Annotated in this window: 17 protein-coding genes; 7 read left to right on the top strand and 10 right to left on the bottom strand. The window is 74.1% G+C overall.

Annotation, left to right across the window (positions count from 1 at the left end):
• Positions 1-3: 3 nt before the first annotated feature.
• The 4 genes from ACIGNX_RS09570 to ACIGNX_RS09585 all read right to left on the bottom strand — a co-directional run bounded on the left by ACIGNX_RS09570 (position 4) and on the right by ACIGNX_RS09585 (position 4939).
• A complete protein-coding gene (locus tag ACIGNX_RS09570; RefSeq protein WP_396538086.1) occupies positions 4-1125 on the bottom strand; it encodes a VanZ family protein in 1122 nt (373 codons plus the stop codon).
• A gap of 152 nt (positions 1126-1277) precedes the next feature.
• Complete coding sequence (locus tag ACIGNX_RS09575; RefSeq protein ID WP_396538088.1) at positions 1278-1973, bottom strand: TIGR03089 family protein; 696 nt, start codon at positions 1971-1973, stop codon at positions 1278-1280.
• A 221-nt stretch (positions 1974-2194) separates the two neighbouring features.
• Positions 2195-3406, bottom strand: coding sequence for an LCP family protein (locus tag ACIGNX_RS09580; protein WP_396538090.1), 1212 nt, complete (start codon positions 3404-3406; stop codon positions 2195-2197).
• Positions 3407-3490: 84 nt separating this feature from the next.
• Positions 3491-4939, bottom strand: a complete 1449-nt coding sequence (locus tag ACIGNX_RS09585; RefSeq protein WP_396538092.1) for an LCP family protein — start codon at positions 4937-4939, stop codon at positions 3491-3493.
• A 252-nt stretch (positions 4940-5191) separates the two neighbouring features.
• Between ACIGNX_RS09585 and rfbB the strand changes: the two genes are divergently transcribed.
• Complete coding sequence (gene rfbB, locus ACIGNX_RS09590) at positions 5192-6184, top strand: dTDP-glucose 4,6-dehydratase (protein ID WP_396538094.1); 993 nt, start codon at positions 5192-5194, stop codon at positions 6182-6184.
• The gene (gene rfbD / locus ACIGNX_RS09595) at positions 6184-7077 is read left to right on the top strand and encodes a dTDP-4-dehydrorhamnose reductase (RefSeq protein WP_396538096.1); all 894 of its coding nucleotides are present in this window, start codon (positions 6184-6186) and stop codon (positions 7075-7077) included. Before rfbB ends, rfbD begins: the two co-directional genes overlap by 1 nt.
• Positions 7078-7111: 34 nt before the next feature.
• Here the strand turns inward: rfbD and ACIGNX_RS09600 are convergent, their stop codons facing one another.
• The 4 genes from ACIGNX_RS09600 to ACIGNX_RS09615 form a co-directional block, all read right to left on the bottom strand.
• Complete coding sequence (locus tag ACIGNX_RS09600; protein ID WP_396538098.1) at positions 7112-7552, bottom strand: Imm1 family immunity protein; 441 nt, start codon at positions 7550-7552, stop codon at positions 7112-7114.
• Between the two features lie 286 nt (positions 7553-7838).
• On the bottom strand, positions 7839-8924 hold the full coding sequence (locus ACIGNX_RS09605) for a glycosyltransferase family 4 protein (RefSeq protein WP_396538100.1): 1086 nt from the start codon (positions 8922-8924) through the stop codon (positions 7839-7841).
• Positions 8917-11409, bottom strand: coding sequence for a glycosyltransferase (locus tag ACIGNX_RS09610; RefSeq protein WP_396538102.1), 2493 nt, complete (start codon positions 11407-11409; stop codon positions 8917-8919). Before ACIGNX_RS09610 ends, ACIGNX_RS09605 begins: the two co-directional genes overlap by 8 nt.
• Positions 11410-11456: 47 nt before the next feature.
• Positions 11457-12389, bottom strand: a complete 933-nt coding sequence (locus ACIGNX_RS09615; protein WP_396538208.1) for a glycosyltransferase family 2 protein — start codon at positions 12387-12389, stop codon at positions 11457-11459.
• A 26-nt stretch (positions 12390-12415) separates the two neighbouring features.
• On the opposite strand from ACIGNX_RS09615, the gene ACIGNX_RS09620 reads away from it, so the two are divergent.
• The 4 genes from ACIGNX_RS09620 to ACIGNX_RS09635 all read left to right on the top strand — a co-directional run bounded on the left by ACIGNX_RS09620 (position 12416) and on the right by ACIGNX_RS09635 (position 16034).
• Entirely contained in the window at positions 12416-13450 is a 1035-nt protein-coding gene (locus ACIGNX_RS09620; protein ID WP_396538104.1) for a glycosyltransferase family 4 protein, read from the top strand.
• Positions 13451-13529: 79 nt separating this feature from the next.
• Entirely contained in the window at positions 13530-14660 is a 1131-nt protein-coding gene (locus ACIGNX_RS09625; protein ID WP_396538210.1) for a glycosyltransferase family 4 protein, read from the top strand.
• Positions 14661-14728: 68 nt separating this feature from the next.
• Positions 14729-15172: a DUF4396 domain-containing protein gene (locus tag ACIGNX_RS09630; protein ID WP_396538106.1), complete on the top strand. Its 444-nt coding sequence runs from the start codon at positions 14729-14731 to the stop codon at positions 15170-15172.
• 10 nt (positions 15173-15182) lie between these two features.
• Entirely contained in the window at positions 15183-16034 is an 852-nt protein-coding gene (locus tag ACIGNX_RS09635; protein ID WP_396538108.1) for a glycosyltransferase family 2 protein, read from the top strand.
• Between the two features lie 4 nt (positions 16035-16038).
• On the opposite strand, the gene ACIGNX_RS09640 is transcribed toward ACIGNX_RS09635, so the two are convergent.
• Together ACIGNX_RS09640 and ACIGNX_RS09645 are read right to left on the bottom strand one after the other, a co-directional pair.
• Positions 16039-16875 carry a DNA-3-methyladenine glycosylase family protein gene (locus ACIGNX_RS09640; protein WP_396538212.1) on the bottom strand — a complete coding sequence of 279 codons (837 nt, stop codon included), beginning with the start codon at positions 16873-16875 and terminating at the stop codon, positions 16039-16041.
• A 131-nt stretch (positions 16876-17006) separates the two neighbouring features.
• Positions 17007-18083 (bottom strand): sugar phosphate nucleotidyltransferase, encoded by a 1077-nt coding sequence (locus ACIGNX_RS09645; RefSeq protein WP_396538110.1) that lies wholly within the window; start codon positions 18081-18083, stop codon positions 17007-17009.
• Between the two features lie 156 nt (positions 18084-18239).
• Here ACIGNX_RS09645 and ACIGNX_RS09650 point away from each other — a divergent pair, with 156 nt between their 5' ends.
• Positions 18240-18611, top strand: coding sequence for a hypothetical protein (locus ACIGNX_RS09650; RefSeq protein WP_396538112.1), 372 nt, complete (start codon positions 18240-18242; stop codon positions 18609-18611).
• Positions 18612-18714 lie beyond the last annotated feature (103 nt).

The raw sequence follows: 18714 nt of genomic DNA on the forward strand, positions 1-18714 counted from the left end.
CCGTCACCTCGGCGATTCCGCGGGCCGCACCTCGCGGGGCCGGTCGACCGGTGCTTCCCGCTCGACCGGTGCTTCCCGCTCGACCGGCAGCGGTCCCGTCGACCGCACGGCGCGGGTGCCCGCCACCAGGTCCGGCACCCCGCGCTGGTCGCGGCGGAAGGCCGGGAGGGCGAAACCGCCCAGGACGAACAGCACCAGCACGGTCAGGTCCACGGCGAACGGCCACGGCGTCGGTGCCAGGACCGTGTACGCGATCAGGCCGGTGGCGCCCACCAGCTCCCGCAGCACGACGCGGTGCGGCGCGGCACGCGTGCCGTCGGCCCGGCGGAGCCGGTAGCGCACCAGCCAGGAGCCCGGCGTCCGCCCCGTCGCCGCCGGCAGCACGACCCGGAACACCACCGCCACCGCGACCGCCCACCACGGGTTGTCGCGGAACACCAGGTGCGCGGTCGCGATCAGGAGCACCAGGTCCGCCAGCAGCGCCATCAGGCGGCGCGGCACCGTGACGGAGTCGGGCAGGGCGGTCGACGCGTCCGCGTCCGGCACCGAGGGCACCACCAGGGCGACCGGTGCGATCATCCAGCCCAGCAGCGCGCCGGCGGAGTTCGAGATCAGGTCGTCCACGTCGGCGATGCGGTACGGGCACGGGTACACGCCCAGGTTGCCGCTGTACTGCACGACCTCGACCGCCAGCGACAGGCCCAGGCCGATCGCCAGCACCGCCAGCGGGCCGCGGCCGTAGGACTTGCGCAGCACCACGCCCAGCGGCACGAACAGCGCCACGTTGAACGCCTGCTGCACGAACGCGCTCGACGTCACCACCGCCCGCACGCCCGAGCGCCCGTTGTAGGCGAGGTTGTTGCGCATGTCCGTGACCCACTGGAACGGCGTGGTGGACAGCATCTGGTCGTCGCAGTCCAGCGGACCCGACGGGAACGGCAGGAAGATCAGCGCCAGCGCCACCAGCCCGTACGCCAGCAGCCCGTACAGCACCAGGGCGCGTCGGGGCTCGACCCGGCCGAACCGGTGGTAGTGCAGAGCGATCAACGGCAGCAGGACCAGCGTGCCGACGCCCACGAACGCGCCGAAGCCGGTTCGGACGGACTCCAGGTACGAGCTCAGCATGGCCACCGATCCGGTCTGACGGTCCCGCGACGAAGGTCAACCCGCTCAATAACCCGCGCGCGTCGCGGTCAAACCCGATCGGCGGCGTTGCGGCCGAACGGAGCCCGCCCGGGCCGCCGAACCACGCACCCGCCCGGCCGCCGCCGTCCGGCTCAGCCGACCAGGTCCACGGTCGTCTGCTCGGCGGCCCGGCGGGCGGTCAGCAGGTCCGACGAGGCGTTGCTGCACTGCACCAGCGAGCCGCCGCCCGCGAGCACGGCCAGGAAGCCGTTCAGCAGGCCGTCCGGCAGGGTCCACTCCACAGTGGACAGCACGCGCGAGGCCGTGGTGATGCCCAGCGTCGCCGCGCGCTGGTGCGCCTCCTCGACCACCTCGTCCACAGTGGACTTGAGCAGGGCGGGCGTGGTGCCGTCGACCGGTTCCCACGGCGTGAAGTCGTCGCCGAACACGCGCACGTCGTCGTTGTAGTCGACGGGCGCGCCGCTGCCCAGCCCCATCGGGTGCAGCGACGCGACGGCCGTCACCAGCGCGCCGGGCGCTTCGCCGCCGGGTGCGACGAGGGCCACCTTCGCGCCCGCCGGGTCGTCGGTCACCGTGGCGCCGCACCACCACGCGCCGAGCAGGACGCCGGCGGTCTGCCAGTGGGCGGGCAGCAGCACGGCCACCGGGTCGCCGGGCTCGACGTCGTGCTCGTCGCGCAGCCAGTTCGCCGTCTTGGCCGCCCAGTTCCGGATGGTGGCGCGGGACAGCTCCACCCGCGTCCCCGCCGCGTCGTCGTAGTGCGTGATGAGGGGACGGCCGGGGTTCGCCGCGAAGAGCGGCGCGAACAGGGCATCCGTGACGGTCATGCCCCAACCTTCCCACGCCCCGACCAACCCCGACCCGCCCCCTCACCCACAAGCGCGAGAGTCCAACGTTCGCGTCGCGAGAGTCCTACATTCGGAGCACGTGAGTTCAACGCTCGGGACCACGGCCGCCGGCGCTGAGCGTTGAACTCGGGGTGCCTGGACGTAGGACTCTCGCGGTCCGAACGTAGGACTCTCGCGAGCTGGAGGTAGGACTCTCGCGGTTAGTCGATGCAGGGTGGGGTTGGTTGGGCGGTGCGGTGGTGGGGGCCGTCGAGGGAGAGGAGGGGTGGTGGGGAGAGGCGGTTGGTGAGGGTGGGGGTGGGAGTGGGGGAGGAGGCGGGGGAGGGAGGAGAGGCGGGGGGAGAGGCGGGGGTGGGGGGTGGGGTTTTGGCGCCCAGGAGGTTGGCGACGAAGGTCTTGACGTCGGCCGGGTTCACGGTGACGACGCTCTGGCCCCGGTCGTTGAGGGTGCCCACGCCGGTCACCGGGATCGTGGCGAACTCCACGTTGCCGCCCGCCAGGCCACGCGCCTGGCCCGCGAACGTCGCCAGGTCCAGGTCCTCGTCCACCACGATCGACTTGCTCACCGCGTCCAGCAGCCCGGACAGCCGCGCCGGGTCGGCCAGCGTTCCCGCGGACAGCAGCTTCGACATCGCCGCCGACATGAACACCTGCTGCCGCGTGATCCGCCCCAGGTCCCCGTTGGGGATGCCCTTGCGCTGCCGCACGAACGCCAGCGCGTCACCCCCCGAGATCGTCTGCACACCCGCCCGGAAGTCCGCGCCCGAGTCGGGGTCGGAGGTGGCCTGCCTCAAGCACACGTCCACGCCCCCGATCACCTCGGTGAGCAGGTAGAACCCGTACAGGTTGATCTCCGCGTAGTGGTCGACCCGCACGCCGGTCAGGTCCTGCACCACCTGCACCAGCGCCCGCCTCCCCGCCTGGTCGCCCGCCCGGGAGCGCTCGGCCAGGTCGGACGAGCCCGCCGCCGCCAGCCGCTCCATCGTGAAGTACTTGGTCAGCCCGTACGCCGAGTTGATCTTCTCCTGGCCGACGTCCGGGATGGTCACGTAGGTGTCGCGCGGGATCGACACGGCGTGCGCCTTGCTGCCGTCGTGCGGCACGCGCATCACGATGATCGTGTCCGTGTTGAGCGTGTCCGTCGCCTCCGTGCGCAGCTCCCGCAGCACGCGGTCCGGCAGCGGCACGCCCTGGGCGTCCGTGCGGCTGTCGCTGCCCACCAGCAGGATGTCCGTCGCGCCGTCGGCCGCGGGCGGCGCGTTGGGCACGTCGGACAGCCCGGTCAGCACGTCCGTCGTGTTCACGCTCTCCTGCACCCGCCGCACCGTCGACCAGCCGTACCCGGCCGCCACGAGCACGGTCGCCGACAGCAGCGCGACGAGCACGCGCGCGGCGATCACCGCTGCCCTCACCGGCGTCCTCCTACGAGTGGTTGTCCGATCAGGCTAACCACCTTCGACCGATCGGACGTGCCGCTTCGCCGGCAGGTGGGTGCTTCAGTTGACGCAGACCACGCCGTCGGCGGTGATCGGCGGGGTGGTGCCGGTCGTGGGGGGCTGGGACGACCCGGTCACGTCGACCGACGCCGGGTCGGACTGGTCGGGCGCCGCGTAGTCCGCGCCGGCGTAGACCTGAACCCGCCCCCTGGGCACGGAGTCGTCCTCGACGGCCTCGGCGTTACCGCCCAGGGCCAGGATCACCTTGTCGGCGCTCGCCCGCTCGCCCGGCGCGTGCCGCACGGTGGTCGTGTCGGCGTACCCGGCGGACTCGGCCGCGCCCCGGCGGAACCCCTTCTCGACCAACGCGTCCAGCACGCTGGCCGCCAACCGGCTCACCCCGGCGGCGTTGTAGACGTCCACGGTGATCGCCGAGTTCGGCGGCCCGGACGGGGTGGTGCTCGTGGCGGACGCCTTGCCCGCCTCGCCGTCGCCCGCCAGGCCCTTGATGAACTGCCGCACCTTCGCCGGGTCGACCGGCAGCACGTTGCCGTCACCCCACGTGTCCGTCGGGTCGCCCACCGGGATGGTGCGGAACACGATGTTGCCGCCCACCAGCCCCTGCATCTGGGTGGCGAACTCGGTGATGTTCCACCCCTCGCTGAGCACGACGGACTTCTTCACCGCCGTCACCAGCCGGTCGAGCTTGTCGAAGTCGGTCAGCGTGCCCGTGGACAGCACGTTGCGGGCCAGCGCGCCGATGAACACCTGCTGCCGCACGATCCGGTCCAGGTCGCCGCCGGGCAGCCCGTTGCGCTGGCGCACGAACGACAGCGCCTTCGCGCCCTCGACCACCTGCCGGCCCGCCGGGAAGTCCGCACCCGAGTCGCTGTCGCGGGTCGCCTGGTTGAGGCACACCTCGACGCCGCCGAGCGCCTTGGTGACCTCGTAGAAGCTGGCCAGGTTGACCTCGGCGTACTTGTCGACGGTCACCGAACCGCCGGTCAGCCCCTCGATGGTCTTGATCAGCGTCTTGCGGCCGGCCAGCGTCGACTCCCGCTCGATGCGCGACTCGCTGGTCACGCCCTCTTCGCGCAGCCGCTGGGCCGTGTCGTTCTTCTGCCTGGCCAGCGCCGAGTTGAGCTTGTGCTTGCCGAACCCGTCCGCGATCTCCACGTACGAGTCGCGCGGGAACGAGATAGCCACCGCCCGCGTGCCGTCCTGGGGGATGTGCACCAGGATCATCGTGTCGGTGTTCTGCGTGCCGTCCGCCACACCGCCGTTGAGCAGCGCGAGCACGTCGTCCGACAGCGGGTTGCCCTGCGCGTCGGTGCGGCTGTCGACGCCGACGAGCAGGATGTCGATCGCGCCGTCGAGCGGCTTGCGGGGCACGCCGTCGGCGTCCCGGGTGACGGACGAGGCGATCACGTCGGTCGTGGTGATGTCGTCGTCGAGGTCGCCGAGGTGGTACCAGCCGTACCACGTGACGATGAGCACAGCGGCCGACACCAGCGCCAGGAGTGAACGGCCGGTGAGCACGAGGGCACGGAGAGCAGCCGATCCACCGGCCGTACCGCGCGGACTGGAGTCCACTGCCTGCCTCCCCCGTGCGCTCAGGCTGCTTGTTCGACACTAGTGGCGCGGTGGTGGGCCGCGCCGGACATTCCTCTTATACGGGAGACGCTGTAACAACCAGGTGGGTTGCAGAGACGGGCTCCGTGACAGACTGCGGTGAGCAACGCCTCCAGGAGGGCACTGAGCATGCGGGTTCTGGTAACGGGTGGGGCCGGGTTCATCGGCTCGCACTACGTGCGGGAGATGGTCGGCGGCGCGTACCCGGCCTACGCCGACGCCGAGGTGGTGGTGCTGGACAAGCTCACCTACGCGGGCAACGAGGCGAACCTGGCGCCGGTCGCCGACAGCCCGAGGCTGACCTTCGTGCGGGGTGACATCTGCGACCGCGAGCTGGTCGCCGACCTGATGAGCCGCACGGACGTGGTCGTGCACTTCGCCGCCGAGTCGCATGTGGACCGCTCGATCTCCGGTTCGGCCGACTTCGTGCTGACCAACGTGCTGGGCACCCAGACGCTGCTGCAGGGCGCGCTGGAGGCGGGCGTGGCCAAGTTCGTGCACGTCTCCACCGACGAGGTGTACGGCACGATCGACGAGGGCTCGTGGACCGAGGACCACGTCCTGGAGCCGAACTCGCCGTACTCGGCCTCCAAGGCGTCGTCGGACCTGCTGGCGCGGGCGTTCTTCCGCACGCACGGGCTGCCGGTGTGCGTCACCCGGTGCTCGAATAACTACGGTCCGTACCAGTTCCCCGAGAAGGTCATCCCCCTGTTCGTCACCAACCTGGTGGACGGCAAGAAGGTGCCGCTGTACGGCGACGGGCTCAACGTGCGCGACTGGCTGCACGTGGACGACCACTGCCGCGGCATCCAGCTGGTGCTGGAGGGCGGCCGGGGCGGCGAGGTCTACAACATCGGCGGCGGCACGGAGCTGACCAACCGGGAGCTGACGGAGCGCCTGCTGGAGGCCACGGGGCGGGACTGGGACTCGTTCGTCGAGCCCGTCGCCGACCGCAAGGGCCACGACCGGCGCTACTCGGTCGACATCACCAAGATCAGCACGGAGCTGGGGTACGCGCCCCGGGTCGACTTCGCCGAGGGCCTGGCGGCGACCGTCCGGTGGTACCGGGACAACCGGTCGTGGTGGGAGCCGCTCAAGCAGCGCGCGGCCCTGGCCGGCTGATGGCGCTCGCACTCCTCGTGCCCGGCGGCCGCGGCCAGCTCGGGCGGGACGTGGTGGCCGCGGCGCCCGGTGACGGCCTGGTGCACGCGCCGTCGTCGGCCGAGCTGGACCTGACCGACGCACCGGCCGTGGCGGACGCGGTCGGGGCGTTCGCCGCCACCGCGCGCGACGCGGGCCTGCGGCCGGTCGTCGTGAACGCGGCGGCGTACACGGCGGTGGACGCGGCCGAGACCGACGCCGACCGGGCGTTCGCGGTCAACGCGGCCGGCCCCGGCCACCTGGCGGAGAGCTGCCGCGAGCACCGCGTGCCGCTGCTGCACGTGTCGACGGACTACGTGTTCCCCGGCGACGGCGTCCGGCCGTACGAGCCGTCGGACGAGACCGGTCCCCGGTCGGTGTACGGGCGCACCAAGCTCGACGGCGAGCGGCGCGTGCTGTCCACTTGGGACCGCTCGTGGGTCGTCCGCACGGCGTGGGTCTACGGCGAGCACGGCAACAACTTCGTCAAGACCATGGCCCGCCTGGCCGGCGCGAACGACACCCTCTCCGTGGTGGACGACCAGGTCGGCTCGCCGACGTGGTCGCTCGACCTGGCGCACGGCCTGGTGGAGCTGGCGGGCGCGGTGTCGGCGGGCGGCGCGCCGCCGCGGGTGCTGCACGCGACCGGCGACGGCGAGACGACGTGGTGCGGCTTCGCCCGGGCGATCTTCGCCGAGCTGGGCCTGGACCCGGAGCGGGTGCGGCCGTGCACGACCGCGGACTTCCCCCGGCCCGCCCCGCGCCCGGCGTACTCGGTGCTGTCGGGCAAGGCGTGGGCCGACGCGGGGTTGACGCCGTTGCGGCACTGGCGGGAGGCCCTGTCCGCCGCGGTCGCCACGCGCGCCGTTCCCTGACCGCCACGGTGGGTAGCCTGCCCGGGCGGGTCGGTCAGCCGGCCTGCCAGGTGACGGCGGTGGGTCGCCGCGCGGTGGCCAGGAACTCCTTCAGCGCGGTCGCCAGGACCTCGACCGGCACGCCCGCGCCCGCCGGGTAGTCGACGTACTCGGAGCGGTACTCCGGGGACGCCGGGTCGCCCGCGAGGGTCGAGTAGTCGTGCTCGGGGTCGGCGTAGGTGAGGTAGCCGTAACCCCCGTGAACAGCGGCGGCGACGTCGTGGTCGGGGATCTTGGTGGCGCCCGGCGCGCCGAGCAGCCCCTCGGTGTCGGTGATCAGCCCGCGGTCGCCGTGCTCGACCACGGCGGGGCCCGCGCCGGACTCGGCCAGGCGCGCCAGGAGGATGTCGACGTCCTCCGGCGCGGCGACGGTCATCTCGTCGGCGGCGTCGGCGTCGTGCTCGTCGGAGATCGGCCACACGGCCGTGAAGCTCATGGCCGCATCATCGCAGTGGACGCGCTGAGTGACCACCGGAGGGGGTGGTTGCGCCGTTGGGGTGGAGTCGGTACGTCGCACTGGTCCTGCCCTCGACCGGTGCGAGAACCTGTCCGCCATGTCCGCCATCGGGCGATCCCCTGAAGCCACCGCGACCCGCCTCGAAGGCGAGCGCCAGCGGTTCCTGCGTCGCGTGTGCGCCGTGACCGGTTCGCGGCAGATCTCCTGGAGCGTCCTCAAGCCGGCCCAGTCGGTCCGGCAACCCGGGCACCCCTGAGCCGTCGCGTCAGCGGCCCGCCGCGCGCCGGTAGGCCGACACGGTCAGCTCGGCCGTCCGGCGCCACGTGAACTCCGCCGCGTGCGTGCGCCGGGCCGCCTGGTCGGCCGGTGTCGGCGTGCCCGCCACGGCGTCGACCATGGCCTCGGCCAGCGCTTCCACGTCACCGACCGGCACGTGCGTCGCGTGCCCGCCGGCGACCTCGCGCAGCGCCGGCACGTCCGTGCACACCACGGGGACGTTGCACGCCAACGCTTCCAGCACCGGCAGGCCGAAGCCCTCGTCGCGCGAGGGCAGCACCAGCGCCGCCGCGCCCGCCACCACGCTGCGCAGGTCGACGTCGTTGAGGTAGCCGGTGCGCAGCACGCGGTCGTCGGAGCCTGCGGCGTGCGGGCCGGCCAGCACGAGCGGCGGCAGCGACGGCCGGGCGGCGTGCGCGGTCAGCAGCGTCCCGAGGCCCTTGCGCGGCCCGCCCGCGCCCACGAACAGCAGGTACTCCGACGGCAGCCCCAGCCGGGCGCGTAGCGGGGGCGACGGCGGCCGGGCCGCGAACCACGCCGGGTCCACGCCCAGCGGCGTCACCACGATCTTCGACTCGGGCACGCCCAGCCGGTCCACCACGACCTCGGCGACGGCCCGGGTCGGCGTGCACACGACGTCGGCCCCGGCCGCCGACCGGCGCACCAGCTCGGGCAGCCGCCGGTCCGACGGGGGCAGGTCGCCGGGCGCGTCGAGGAACGCCAGGTCGTGGATGGTCGTCACGCCCCCGGCCCGCAACGTCGGCGGCAGCACGAAGTTCGTCGCGTGCATGACGTCGGTCGGCCCGGCCAGGAACTCCACCGGCGGGAACGGCATCCGCAGCCAGAACTGGCGCAGCAGCCGCGCCGACACCGGCAGCCCGCGCGCCACCACGTCGTGCGGCAGCACGGTCCGCAGCGCGCGCCACCCGCGCAACGTGAACGCCACCGCGCGCACGTCGACCTCGTCCAGCATCGACGCCAGCTCCTCCGCCAGCGCCGCGGTGTACCGGCCGATGCCGGTCCGCTGCCCGAGCAGGGGGGTGCCGTCGATCAGCACCCGCAGCGGCCTAGCCACGGCCGCGCAACTTCTTCAGCACCCGGCCGGTCGCCCGCCGGGCCACCTCGCCGGCGCCACCGGCGGACATGTACTCCTTGACCAGCGCCACGTCCCGCTGCACCTTCTCCAGCCGCCCGAGCGGCCGGTTGCGCACCATGAACGACGAGCCGGGCAGCCGGTCGGCGGCCGGCCGCGGGTTGCGGCAGAAGTCCGTGAGCGGGGCGAGCACGTTCTCCCAGGTGAACCGCTCGCGCACGACCGCTATCCGCTCCACGCACCCGGCGGCGAACTCCGCGTCGTACAGCACCGCCTCCAGCGCGTCGGCCAGCGCGTCCGGGTCCTCCGACGGCACGACGACGCCCAGGCGCTCCCGGCGGACCAGGTCGGCGAACGAGTCGCCGTCCGTGGTCACGATCGGCAGCCCGGCCCACAGGTAGTCCAGCACCCGGGTGCGGAACGCGAACGTCGTCTCCACGTGCTCGTAGTGCGTGGTCACGCCCGCGTCCGCGTCGAGCAGCCAGTTCTGGCGGTCCTGGTAGGGCACCCAGGTCTCGTTGAAGAACACGTGCGAGCCCACGAGGTCCAGCCGCTTCGCCAGCGCCCTGGTCTGCCCGGCGACGTCCATGTCGGGCACCTCGGGGTTGGGGTGCTTCATGCCGAGGAACACCAGCCGCACGTCCGGGCGGCGACCCCGCAGCCGGTCCACCGCGCGCACCAGGGTCAGGGGGTCGAACCAGCTGTAGACGCCGCCCGCCCACAGCACCACCCTGTCCGCCGCGTCGAGGCCCAGCGTCGCGCGCAGGCCCGGCCCGGTGCGCTGCGGCGGCTTGCCGGGCAGCCCGAACGGCGCCTCGGCCAGCAGCGAGCGCACGGTGGGGTCGTTGTCGTACAGCGACGGCGTGAGCCGGCCCAGCGCCGTCAGGTGGCCGAGCCAGAAGTGCCGCTGCCGCTCCGAGGCGCACAGGAAGAAGTCGCCGCGCGCCAACTGGTCGTTGATCACCCTGGTGACGCCGGCGAGGTCGAGCTCGCGCTGCTCGTCGGTGCCGTCCTTGCCCTGTTCCAGCAGCTCCAGGTGCATCGGGTCGTAGATGTCGCAGACGACGACCTTGGTCGAGGTCGGCTTCTTCAGCTCCGGCACGAACTCCAGCGCGTGGCCCTGGAGCACGACCACGTCGGCCCAGTCGACCTGCGCGCCCAGGTCGCGCCGCGCGACCTTCAGCACCGGGAACGCCGCCTCGGGCGGCGCGCACAGCGGGTTGACCGTGACCAGTCGGACGTCGTGCTCGCCGGACAGCACGTCGGCCATGTTCCAGGCCCGGATCGCGGGGCCCGCCATCCGGTCGGTGATGGCGTCGCCGGTGATCACCAGCACCCGGCGCGGCCGGCCGAACACCTCCTCCAGCCCGAACACCTCGACCAGCACGTCGTGCGCGGCCAGGTAGCGGGGCAGGGGGTAGGCGGGCTCCATCGCCTTGCGCATCAACGGCACCAGGTCGGCGTCGGACACCCGGCGCGCGGCCTGCTCCGCCTGCCGCGACTCGGCCAGCGACGGCAGCAGCTCCACGAACTGGTCGATGGCGAGGAACCCGGCCAGCGCCTGGCGCGGCACCGGCACGGGCGCGCGGTCGTCGGCGGGGTCGGCGGGGCGGCGGGTGATCTCCAGCTGGGTGGCGTCCAGCTCGCCGCGCGCGGTGGCCCGGCGGACGACCAGGGCCAGCGCCGCGGGCAGCGCCTTGGCCAGCGTCGCGTCGGAGAAGTTCTTGTAGAGCGCGGCGAGGGCGTTGCGCTCCAACAGGTACAGCTCGCGGCTGCTGTCCACGGAGGACATGGAGGCGTGGTGCTTGTGGTAGGTCAACGACGTCGGCACGTACCGGACGCGCCAGCCGCGCAGGTTCATCCGCCAGCCGAGGTCGACGTCCTCGTAGAACATGAAGAACCGCTCGTCGAACCCGCCCAGCTCGCGGAACACCGAGGCCCGCGCGACGAGCGCCGAGCCGGTGCCGAACAAGACGTCCCGGGGCCGGTCGTGGCTGCCGTCGTCGGGTTGGCCGGCGTGCCGCTTGTACCCCATGCCGAACCACGTGAGGCCCGCGTCGACGAAGTCGACCTCCCGGCCCTCCCAGTCGAGCACCTTGCTCGCCACCGCGCCGACGGACGGCTCGGCGCGCAGCACGGCCACCGCCTCCCGCAACCACGCCGGGTGGGGGCGGGCGTCGTTGTTGAGGAACGCGACCACGGACCCGCGCGCGCTGCGCACGCCCAGGTTGCAACCGCCCGCGAAGCCCAGGTTGCCCGGCGCCTCGACCACCTCCGCGGTCGGCGCGGCGGCCCTGATGCGGTCCGCGCTGCCGTCGCCCGAGGCGTTGTCGACCACGATGACCTGGAGTTTCCCCGCCGGGTAGTCGAGGTCGCCGGACAACGCGCGCAGGCAGGTGATGGTGTCGTCGGCGCCGCGGTAGTTGACCACGACCACCGAGACGTCAGGCAGGGTCCCTTGCTCCACGGGCTAACTCTGCCTCATCACGCTCCGCAGCGGGTCGTCAAGGTGGCCTACGCCTCGGCGCGCCCCGGGCGGCCCGCCCACTCCCGCCACACCGCGTGCCGGGACACCGTCGCGCGCCGGCCGACGCGCCGGCGCTGGACCAGCGCGGCCGGCAGCCGCCCCAGCACCTCCAGCAGCACCCGCAGGCGCAGCGGCACGTGGAAGTTCGCCGCGTCGGGCCGGTCGCGGCGGACCGGCAGCAGGGCGGTGACGGCGGCGAACCTCGCCAGCTCCCGCGCGGCGACGGCCGGCGGGGCGCAGCGCAGCAGCATCAGCAGCCGGTTGCGCTCGTTCCAGCGGTGGAACGGCCGCGAGCCGGGCTTCGTGCTCGCGCCGTGCCGGTGGTGCACGCGCGCCGCGCCGACCGACAGCACCCGGTGGCCCGCCAGCCGCAGCCGCCAGGCCGTGTCGGTGTCCTCGTAGTAGCAGAAGAACGCGGCCGGGACGCCTCCCGCCCGCTCCAGGGCCTCGCGCCGCAGCAGCGCCGCGCCGCCGCAGAACCCGAACACCTCGCCGCCGGCGACCGCCAGGTCGGCGCCGTGGCCGTCGGCGGTGAGCCGGACGCCGACCGACTGGGTCGAACCGTCCGCCAGCAGCAGCGACGGGGTCGCGGCGGCGGCGTCCGGCGTGGCGTCCAGGGCGTCTTCGAGGGTGGCCAGCCAGTCGTCGGCGGGCACCGCGTCGTCGTTGAGCCAGGCCACGTACCGGGTGGTGACCGAGGGCAGCGCCGCCGCGAGGCCGCCCGCGTAACCCCGGTTCACCGGCAGGCGCAGCACCTCCGGCCGGCTCGGGTGCGCGGCCAGCAGCGCGGCCGTGCCGTCGTCGGAGGCGTTGTCCACCACGAGGGTCCGATGTGGACGCTGGCGGGCGAGCGCGTCGAGGCACGCGGTGATGTGCTCGCGACCGCGCCACGTCACCACGACCACCGTCGTGCTGGGGATGGGCACGGCGTGAGACGGTACGCGACGTGCCCGACCTCGTTGTGCTCACCGAGCAGTTGCTCGCGCCGGTGCCCGGCGGCACCGGCCGGTACACGCGCGAGCTGGCCGCCGCGCTGGCCGCCACCGCGCCCGCCGGGTGGACCGTGACGGGCGCGGTGAGCAGGCACGCCGACGTGTCGGCCGCCGCGGTGCCCGGGGTGCGCGGCCCGCGCGTGCTGCCGCTGCCCCGGCGTGCGCTGATCGCCGCGTGGGAGCGGGGCGTGCCGTACTGGCCGGGCGGTGACTCGGTGCACGCCTTCACGCCGTTCGCCCCGCCGCGCGGGCGGGTGGTGGTGACCGTGCACGACACCGTGCCGTGGACGCACCCCGAGACGCTGACCCCGCGCGGTGTCGCGTGGCACCGGCGGGCGATCGGCCGGGCGGCGGAACGGGCGGGTGCGATCGTGGTGCCGACCTCGGCGGTGGCCGGCGAGCTGCGGCGGCACGCGCCCGGGCGGGCGCCCGTCCACGTCGTCGGCAACGGGGTGACGGCGTTCCCGGCGGAGGTGCCGGTGGACGTGCCGCCCCGGTACGTGCTGGCGATCGGCACGATCGAGCCGCGCAAGGGGTTCGACCTGCTGGTGGCGGCGACGGCCGAGCTGGGCGTGCCGCTGGTCGTGGTCGGGCCGCAGGGGTGGGGCGGGGTGGACCTGCGCGCGCCGCACGTGCGCCTGCTCGGCCGGATCGACGACGCGCGCCTGGCGTTCGTGCTGCGGCGGGCGGCGGTGCTGGCCGCGCCGAGCCTCGCCGAGGGGTTCGGCCTGCCGGTCGTGGAGGCGATGGCGGCCGGGGTGCCGGTGGTCCACTCGGACGCGCCGGCGCTGGTCGAGGTGGCCGGTGGCGCGGGCGTCACCGCGGCCCGCGGCGACCGGGCGGCGCTGGTCGCGGCACTGCGCCCGGTGCTGTCCGATCCGTCACTGGCGGCCCGCCTCGCCGCCGCCGGCCGACGCCGTGCCGAGGCGTTCACCTGGGAAAACGCGGCGCGGTCGGTGTGGGCCGTGCACCTGGGCCTGTTTCGTTGACGAATCGTTTGCGACATTCCCGGTCAACCTCGCGGCCGCCCGCCGTACCCTTCTGCGCGTGTCGCCCGCCGAACCCAGCGTGCTGATCGACGCCACCGCCGTCCCGACCGACCGAGGTGGCGTCGGGCGGTACGTGGACTCCCTGGTGGCCGCGCTGGACGCGGACGGAGCCCGGATCAGCGTCGTGTGCCAGCCCCGGGACGCCGCGCTCTACACGTCCCTGGCCCCCGGTTCGCGGGTGATCCCGGCGGCGGAGGCGGTGGCGACCCGGACCGCCCGGCTGACGTGGGAGCAGACGACCCTGCCGCGCCTGGCGAACCGGCTCGGCGTGGCGGTCGTGCACTCGCCGCACTACACGATGCCGCTGGCCAACCGCGTGGCCTCGGTGGTGACGCTGCACGACGCGACCTTCTTCACCGACCCCGTCCTGCACTCCTCGGTCAAGGCCCGGTTCTTCCGCGGCTGGACCAGGGCCTCGCTGCGGCGGGCCGCGCTGTGCGTCGTGCCGTCGCGGGCGACCGCCGACGAGCTGGCCCGGGTGGCGGGCGCGGACCGGCGGCGGCTGCACATCGCCCAGCACGGCGTGGAGACCGAGCGGTTCCACCCGCCCACGCCCGAGGACGTGGGCGAGGTGCGGCGGATGCTGTCGCTGGGCGACGACGAGCCGTACGTGGCCTTCCTCGGCGCGCTGGAGCCGCGCAAGAACGTCCCGGCGCTGATCCGCGGGTTCGCGCAGGCGTGCCGCGACCGGGCGAACCCGCCCGCGCTCGTGCTCGCCGGCCAGCCCGGCTGGGACGGCCAGGTGGAGCGGGCGCTGGACGCCGTGCCGCACCGGGTGCGCGTGATCCGGGCCGGCTACCTGCCGTTCCCGTCGCTGGCCGGGTTCCTCGGCGGCGCGGAGCTGGTGGCCTACCCATCGCTCGGCGAGGGGTTCGGCCTGCCGGTGCTGGAGGCGATGGCGTGCGGCGCGGCCGTGCTGACGACCCGGCGGTTGAGCCTGCCCGAGGTGGGCGGCGACGCGGTGGCGTACTGCGGGGTCGGCGCGGGGGACATCGCGGCGGCCCTCGGCGAGCTGCTGGACGACCCGGCCCGGCGTGACGAGCTGGCCTCGGCGGCGCTCGTGCGGGCGAAGGACTTCTCCTGGTCCACGTCGGCGGCCCGGCACCGGCTGGCCTACGAGCGCGCGGCCCGTTCCCACCGCGGGCGCTGACTCCGCAATTTCACCCCACCGGGTGAGCGCTTGCCTTCTTGATACCCCCTGGGGGTATAGTCGACGGTATGAAAGCATCCTGGTCAACGGCTGTTTCCGCCACGCTGCACTGCCTCACCGGCTGCGCGATCGGCGAGGTGCTCGGCATGGTCGTCGGCACGGCGCTCGGCCTGCCCGCGTGGGGCACCGTCGTGCTGTCCGTGGCGCTGGCGTTCGCGTTCGGCTACGCGCTGACCCTGCGGGGCGTGTTGAAGGGCGGCCTGGGCTTCGCCGCGGCCCTGAAGGTGGCGCTGGCCGCCGACACGGTGTCCATCGCCGTGATGGAGGTCGTCGACAACGCGGTCATGCTGGTGGTGCCCGGCGCGATGGACGCCGGCCTGGCCGACCCGCTGTTCTGGGGCGCGCTGGTCGGCTCGCTCGCGGTGGCGTTCGTGCTGACCGTCCCGGTGAACCGGTGGCTCATCGCGCGCGGCAAGGGGCACGCCGTCGTGCACCACTCGCACCACCACTAGGGTGGCCGGCGTGACGCGTTACGGAGACGAGCTGGCGGTGGTGACCGTCACCTACTCGCCCGGCGAGACCCTGGACACCTTCCTCTCCACGCTGTCGGCGGCCACCACCCGGCCGGTGTCGGTGGTGCTGGCCGACAACGGGTCCACCGACGGCGTGCCGGAGCGCGCCGCCGCCGAGCACCCGCACGTGACGTTCCTGCCGACCGGGGGCAACCTCGGCTACGGCGCCGGCGCGAACCGCGGCGTGGCGTCGCTGCCGGACTCCGTGGGCTGGGTGGTCGTCGCGAACCCGGACCTGTCGTGGGGCGTGGGCAGCCTCGACAAGCTGCTGGAGGCCGCCAAGCGGTGGCCGCGCGGCGGGGCGTTCGGCCCGCTGATCCGCGAGCCGTCCGGCGCGGTGTACCCGTCGGCGCGGCTGCTGCCGTCGCTGGGCCGGGGCCTGGGGCACGCGCTGTTCGCGGTCGTGTGGCCGGCGAACCCGTGGTCGAAGGAGTACCGCCAGGCCGAGGCCGCGCCGCAGGAGCGGACGGCCGGGTGGCTGTCCGGCTCGTGCCTGCTGATGCGCCGGGAGGCGTTCGACTCGGTCGACGGCTTCGACCCGCGCTACTTCATGTACTTCGAGGACGTCGACCTGGGCGACCGCCTGACCCGGGCCGGCTGGCTGAACGTGTACGTGCCGGAGGCGGAGGTCGTGCACGTCGGCGGCCACTCCACCCGGCGCGCGTCGAAGCGCATGCTGGCCGCGCACCACTCGAGCGCCTACCGCTACCTGGCCGACCGCCACCGCGGCCCGCTGTGGGCGCCGCTGATGCTGGCCGTGCGCGCGGGCCTGGCCGTGCGGCTGCGCCTGATGACCCGCTGAGCGGTCACATCGCCCGGTAGTCGCGGGGGGAGAAGCGGGGGCCGCGGCGCGGCTTCGTGACGCCCGAGGCGAGGACGTAGCGGACGGCCCGGTGGCGCTGCGGCGCGTAGGGTGCCAGCACCTCGGCCATGCCGTCGTCGTCCACGGCCTCCCCGACCAGCGCCCAGCCCACGATGCCGGCCAGGTGGTAGTCGCCGAAGCTCACCGCGTCCGGGTCGCCCCACGCCCGCTGCGCGACCTCCGCCGCCGTCCACACGCCGATGCCCGGCACCTTGCGGAGCAGGTCGCGCCCCTCCTCGCCGCCCAGCGCGCACGCCCCTTCCAGCCGGTGCGCCACCTGGGCCGCCGCGATCAGGGCACGGCGACGGCCGCCGTCGACGCCGGCCCGGTGCCACTCCCAGTCGGTGATGCCCAGGACCGCCCGCGGGGTCGGCGGGACGCGCAGGTCCACCGGCCCGGGAGCGGGCGTGCCGAACCGGCGGGCCAGCTCCCGGTACGAGCGGAACGCCTCCACACCGGTCACCTTCTGCTCCAGGACCGCCGGCAGCAGCACGTCCCAGACCCGGCCCGTCGTGCCGAGCCGCAGGCCCGGGCGGCGGCGGCGCGTCTCCGCGACCAGCGGGTGGTGGCACTCGAACGCCGAGTCGTCGTCCCCGGCACCCAGCAGCGCCGGGAGGCCGTCCAGCAGCCACGCGGCACCGTCGCCCCACGCGTCCGCCTCCACCACGTCGGTGCGGCGGACCCGCAGGGTGCCCGGTCCGGCCGGGGTGTTGGCGGTCAGCCACACCCCGTCCGGGCCCGCGCGGAACGTCGGGTCGCCCGCGCCCCGCCGCAGCGGCATCAGCAGCGCGGCGAGGTCCAGCGGGAACGACGGCGCCCACGTCCGGCTGAGCGTCGCGGTCCTAGTGGCCGTCACTGCCCATCACCCATCGCACCGACCCATCGCACGTCGGCCCATCGCACATGGGCCCATCACACATCGGCGGAGAACCGCACACCACCCTCCGGCAGCACCACGCCCGGCCACACGCGCGCACCGTTGATCAGCTCGCACCGCGCGCCCACGACCGCGTTGTCCCCGATCACCGCGTCCGACACGACCGCGCCGACCTGCACCAGCGAGGCCGCCCCGAGCACGCTGCGCTCCACCCGCGCGCCCTCGCCGACCACCGCGCCGTCGAACAGCACCGAGCCGTCGACCACCGCGCCGGCCGCGACCGTGCAGTTCGCCCCGATCGTGGCACCGCCCTTGACCACCGCGTCCTCGGCCACCGACGCGCCCTCGAGGATCACCGCCTCGCCCCGCAGCGCCAGCGCGGCCGTCGGCGCGACCCCGAGCACCAGGTCCGCCGAACCGCGCACGAACGCGGCCGGCGTGCCCAGGTCGAGCCAGTACGACGCGTCGACGTACCCCTGCACCCGCGCGCCCGACGCCAGCAGCCCCGGGAACGTCTCCCGTTCCACGGACACCGGCCGGCCCTCGGGGATCGCGTCGATCACCTCGCGCCGGAACACGTAGCAGCCGGCGTTGATCTGGTTCGTCGGCGGGTCCTCGGTCTTCTCCAGGAACGCCGTGACGCGGCCGTCGCCGTCGGTGGGCACGCAGCCGAACCGGCGCGGGTCGTCCACCCGGACCAGGTGCAGCGTGACGTCCGCCTCGGTCCTGCGGTGCGTGTCGACCACGGCCCGCAGGTCGACACCCGACAGGATGTCGCCGTTGAACACCACCACGTCGCGTTCGCGCAGCTTGTGGGCGACGTTGCGGATCGCACCCGCCGTGTCCAGCGGCACGTCCTCGACCACGTACTCCAGCTCCAGGCCGAGCGCCGCGCCGTCGCCGAAGTGCTCCTGGAAGACCTCGGCCTTGTAGGACGTCCCCAGCACGACGTGGGTCATGCCGGCTTCCCGGATCCGCGACAGCAAGTGGGTGAGGAACGGCACCCCGGCGGTCGGCAGCATGGGCTTGGGCGCGGACAGGGTCAGTGGTCGCAGCCGGGTCCCCTTGCCTCCGACCAGAACCACTGCCTCGGCGCCTTGCAGCTCCGACATGCCGTTTTTCCTCCTCCGCTTACTTCCACCCGTAGTTTGCGAATACTCTGGCACGAGCACTCCGGCGGCACGGGCGGTGGTCCGTGTCGGCGAGCGCCACCGATCGGCACGCCGGCCTCCCCCAGCCGGCCCAAGGCACACGCAGGAGAGATCCGGATGGACCCCCGCGCTCGGGCCGACGCGGCGCTGGCCCGTGCTCGTGCACGTGGCATCCACGTCGTGACGCCGGACAACATGACCTCGCCCATGGACTCGTCGGCGACCCAGCAGATCCCGCGCGCCGTGGTGAACGCGGTCGACCCGCGCGGCGGCGACCCGGACTCGACCATGGTGCTGGCGGCGCACATCGCCGCAGGTCAACCGGCCCCGCAGCCGGTGCCCGAACCGGAGCCGGAACTGCGCGTGGCCCCGGGCCCGGTCCCGACCGTCCAACAGGTCCCGCCCGCCCGCCCGTCGCTGTCCCAGCGCCTGTCGGGCGGCCACCCCGCCCCACCCCAAGGCCTCGCCCAACGCCTGAACGGCGACTGACCCCCGCGAGAGTCCTACCTCCAGCGCGCGAGAGTCCAACGCTCGGACCGCGAGAGTCCAACGCTCACGCACCCCGAGTTCAACGCTCAACACCGCCGGCGGC

The organism is Actinosynnema sp. NPDC053489 (assembly GCF_044544865.1).
Lineage (GTDB): Bacteria > Actinomycetota > Actinomycetes > Mycobacteriales > Pseudonocardiaceae > Actinosynnema.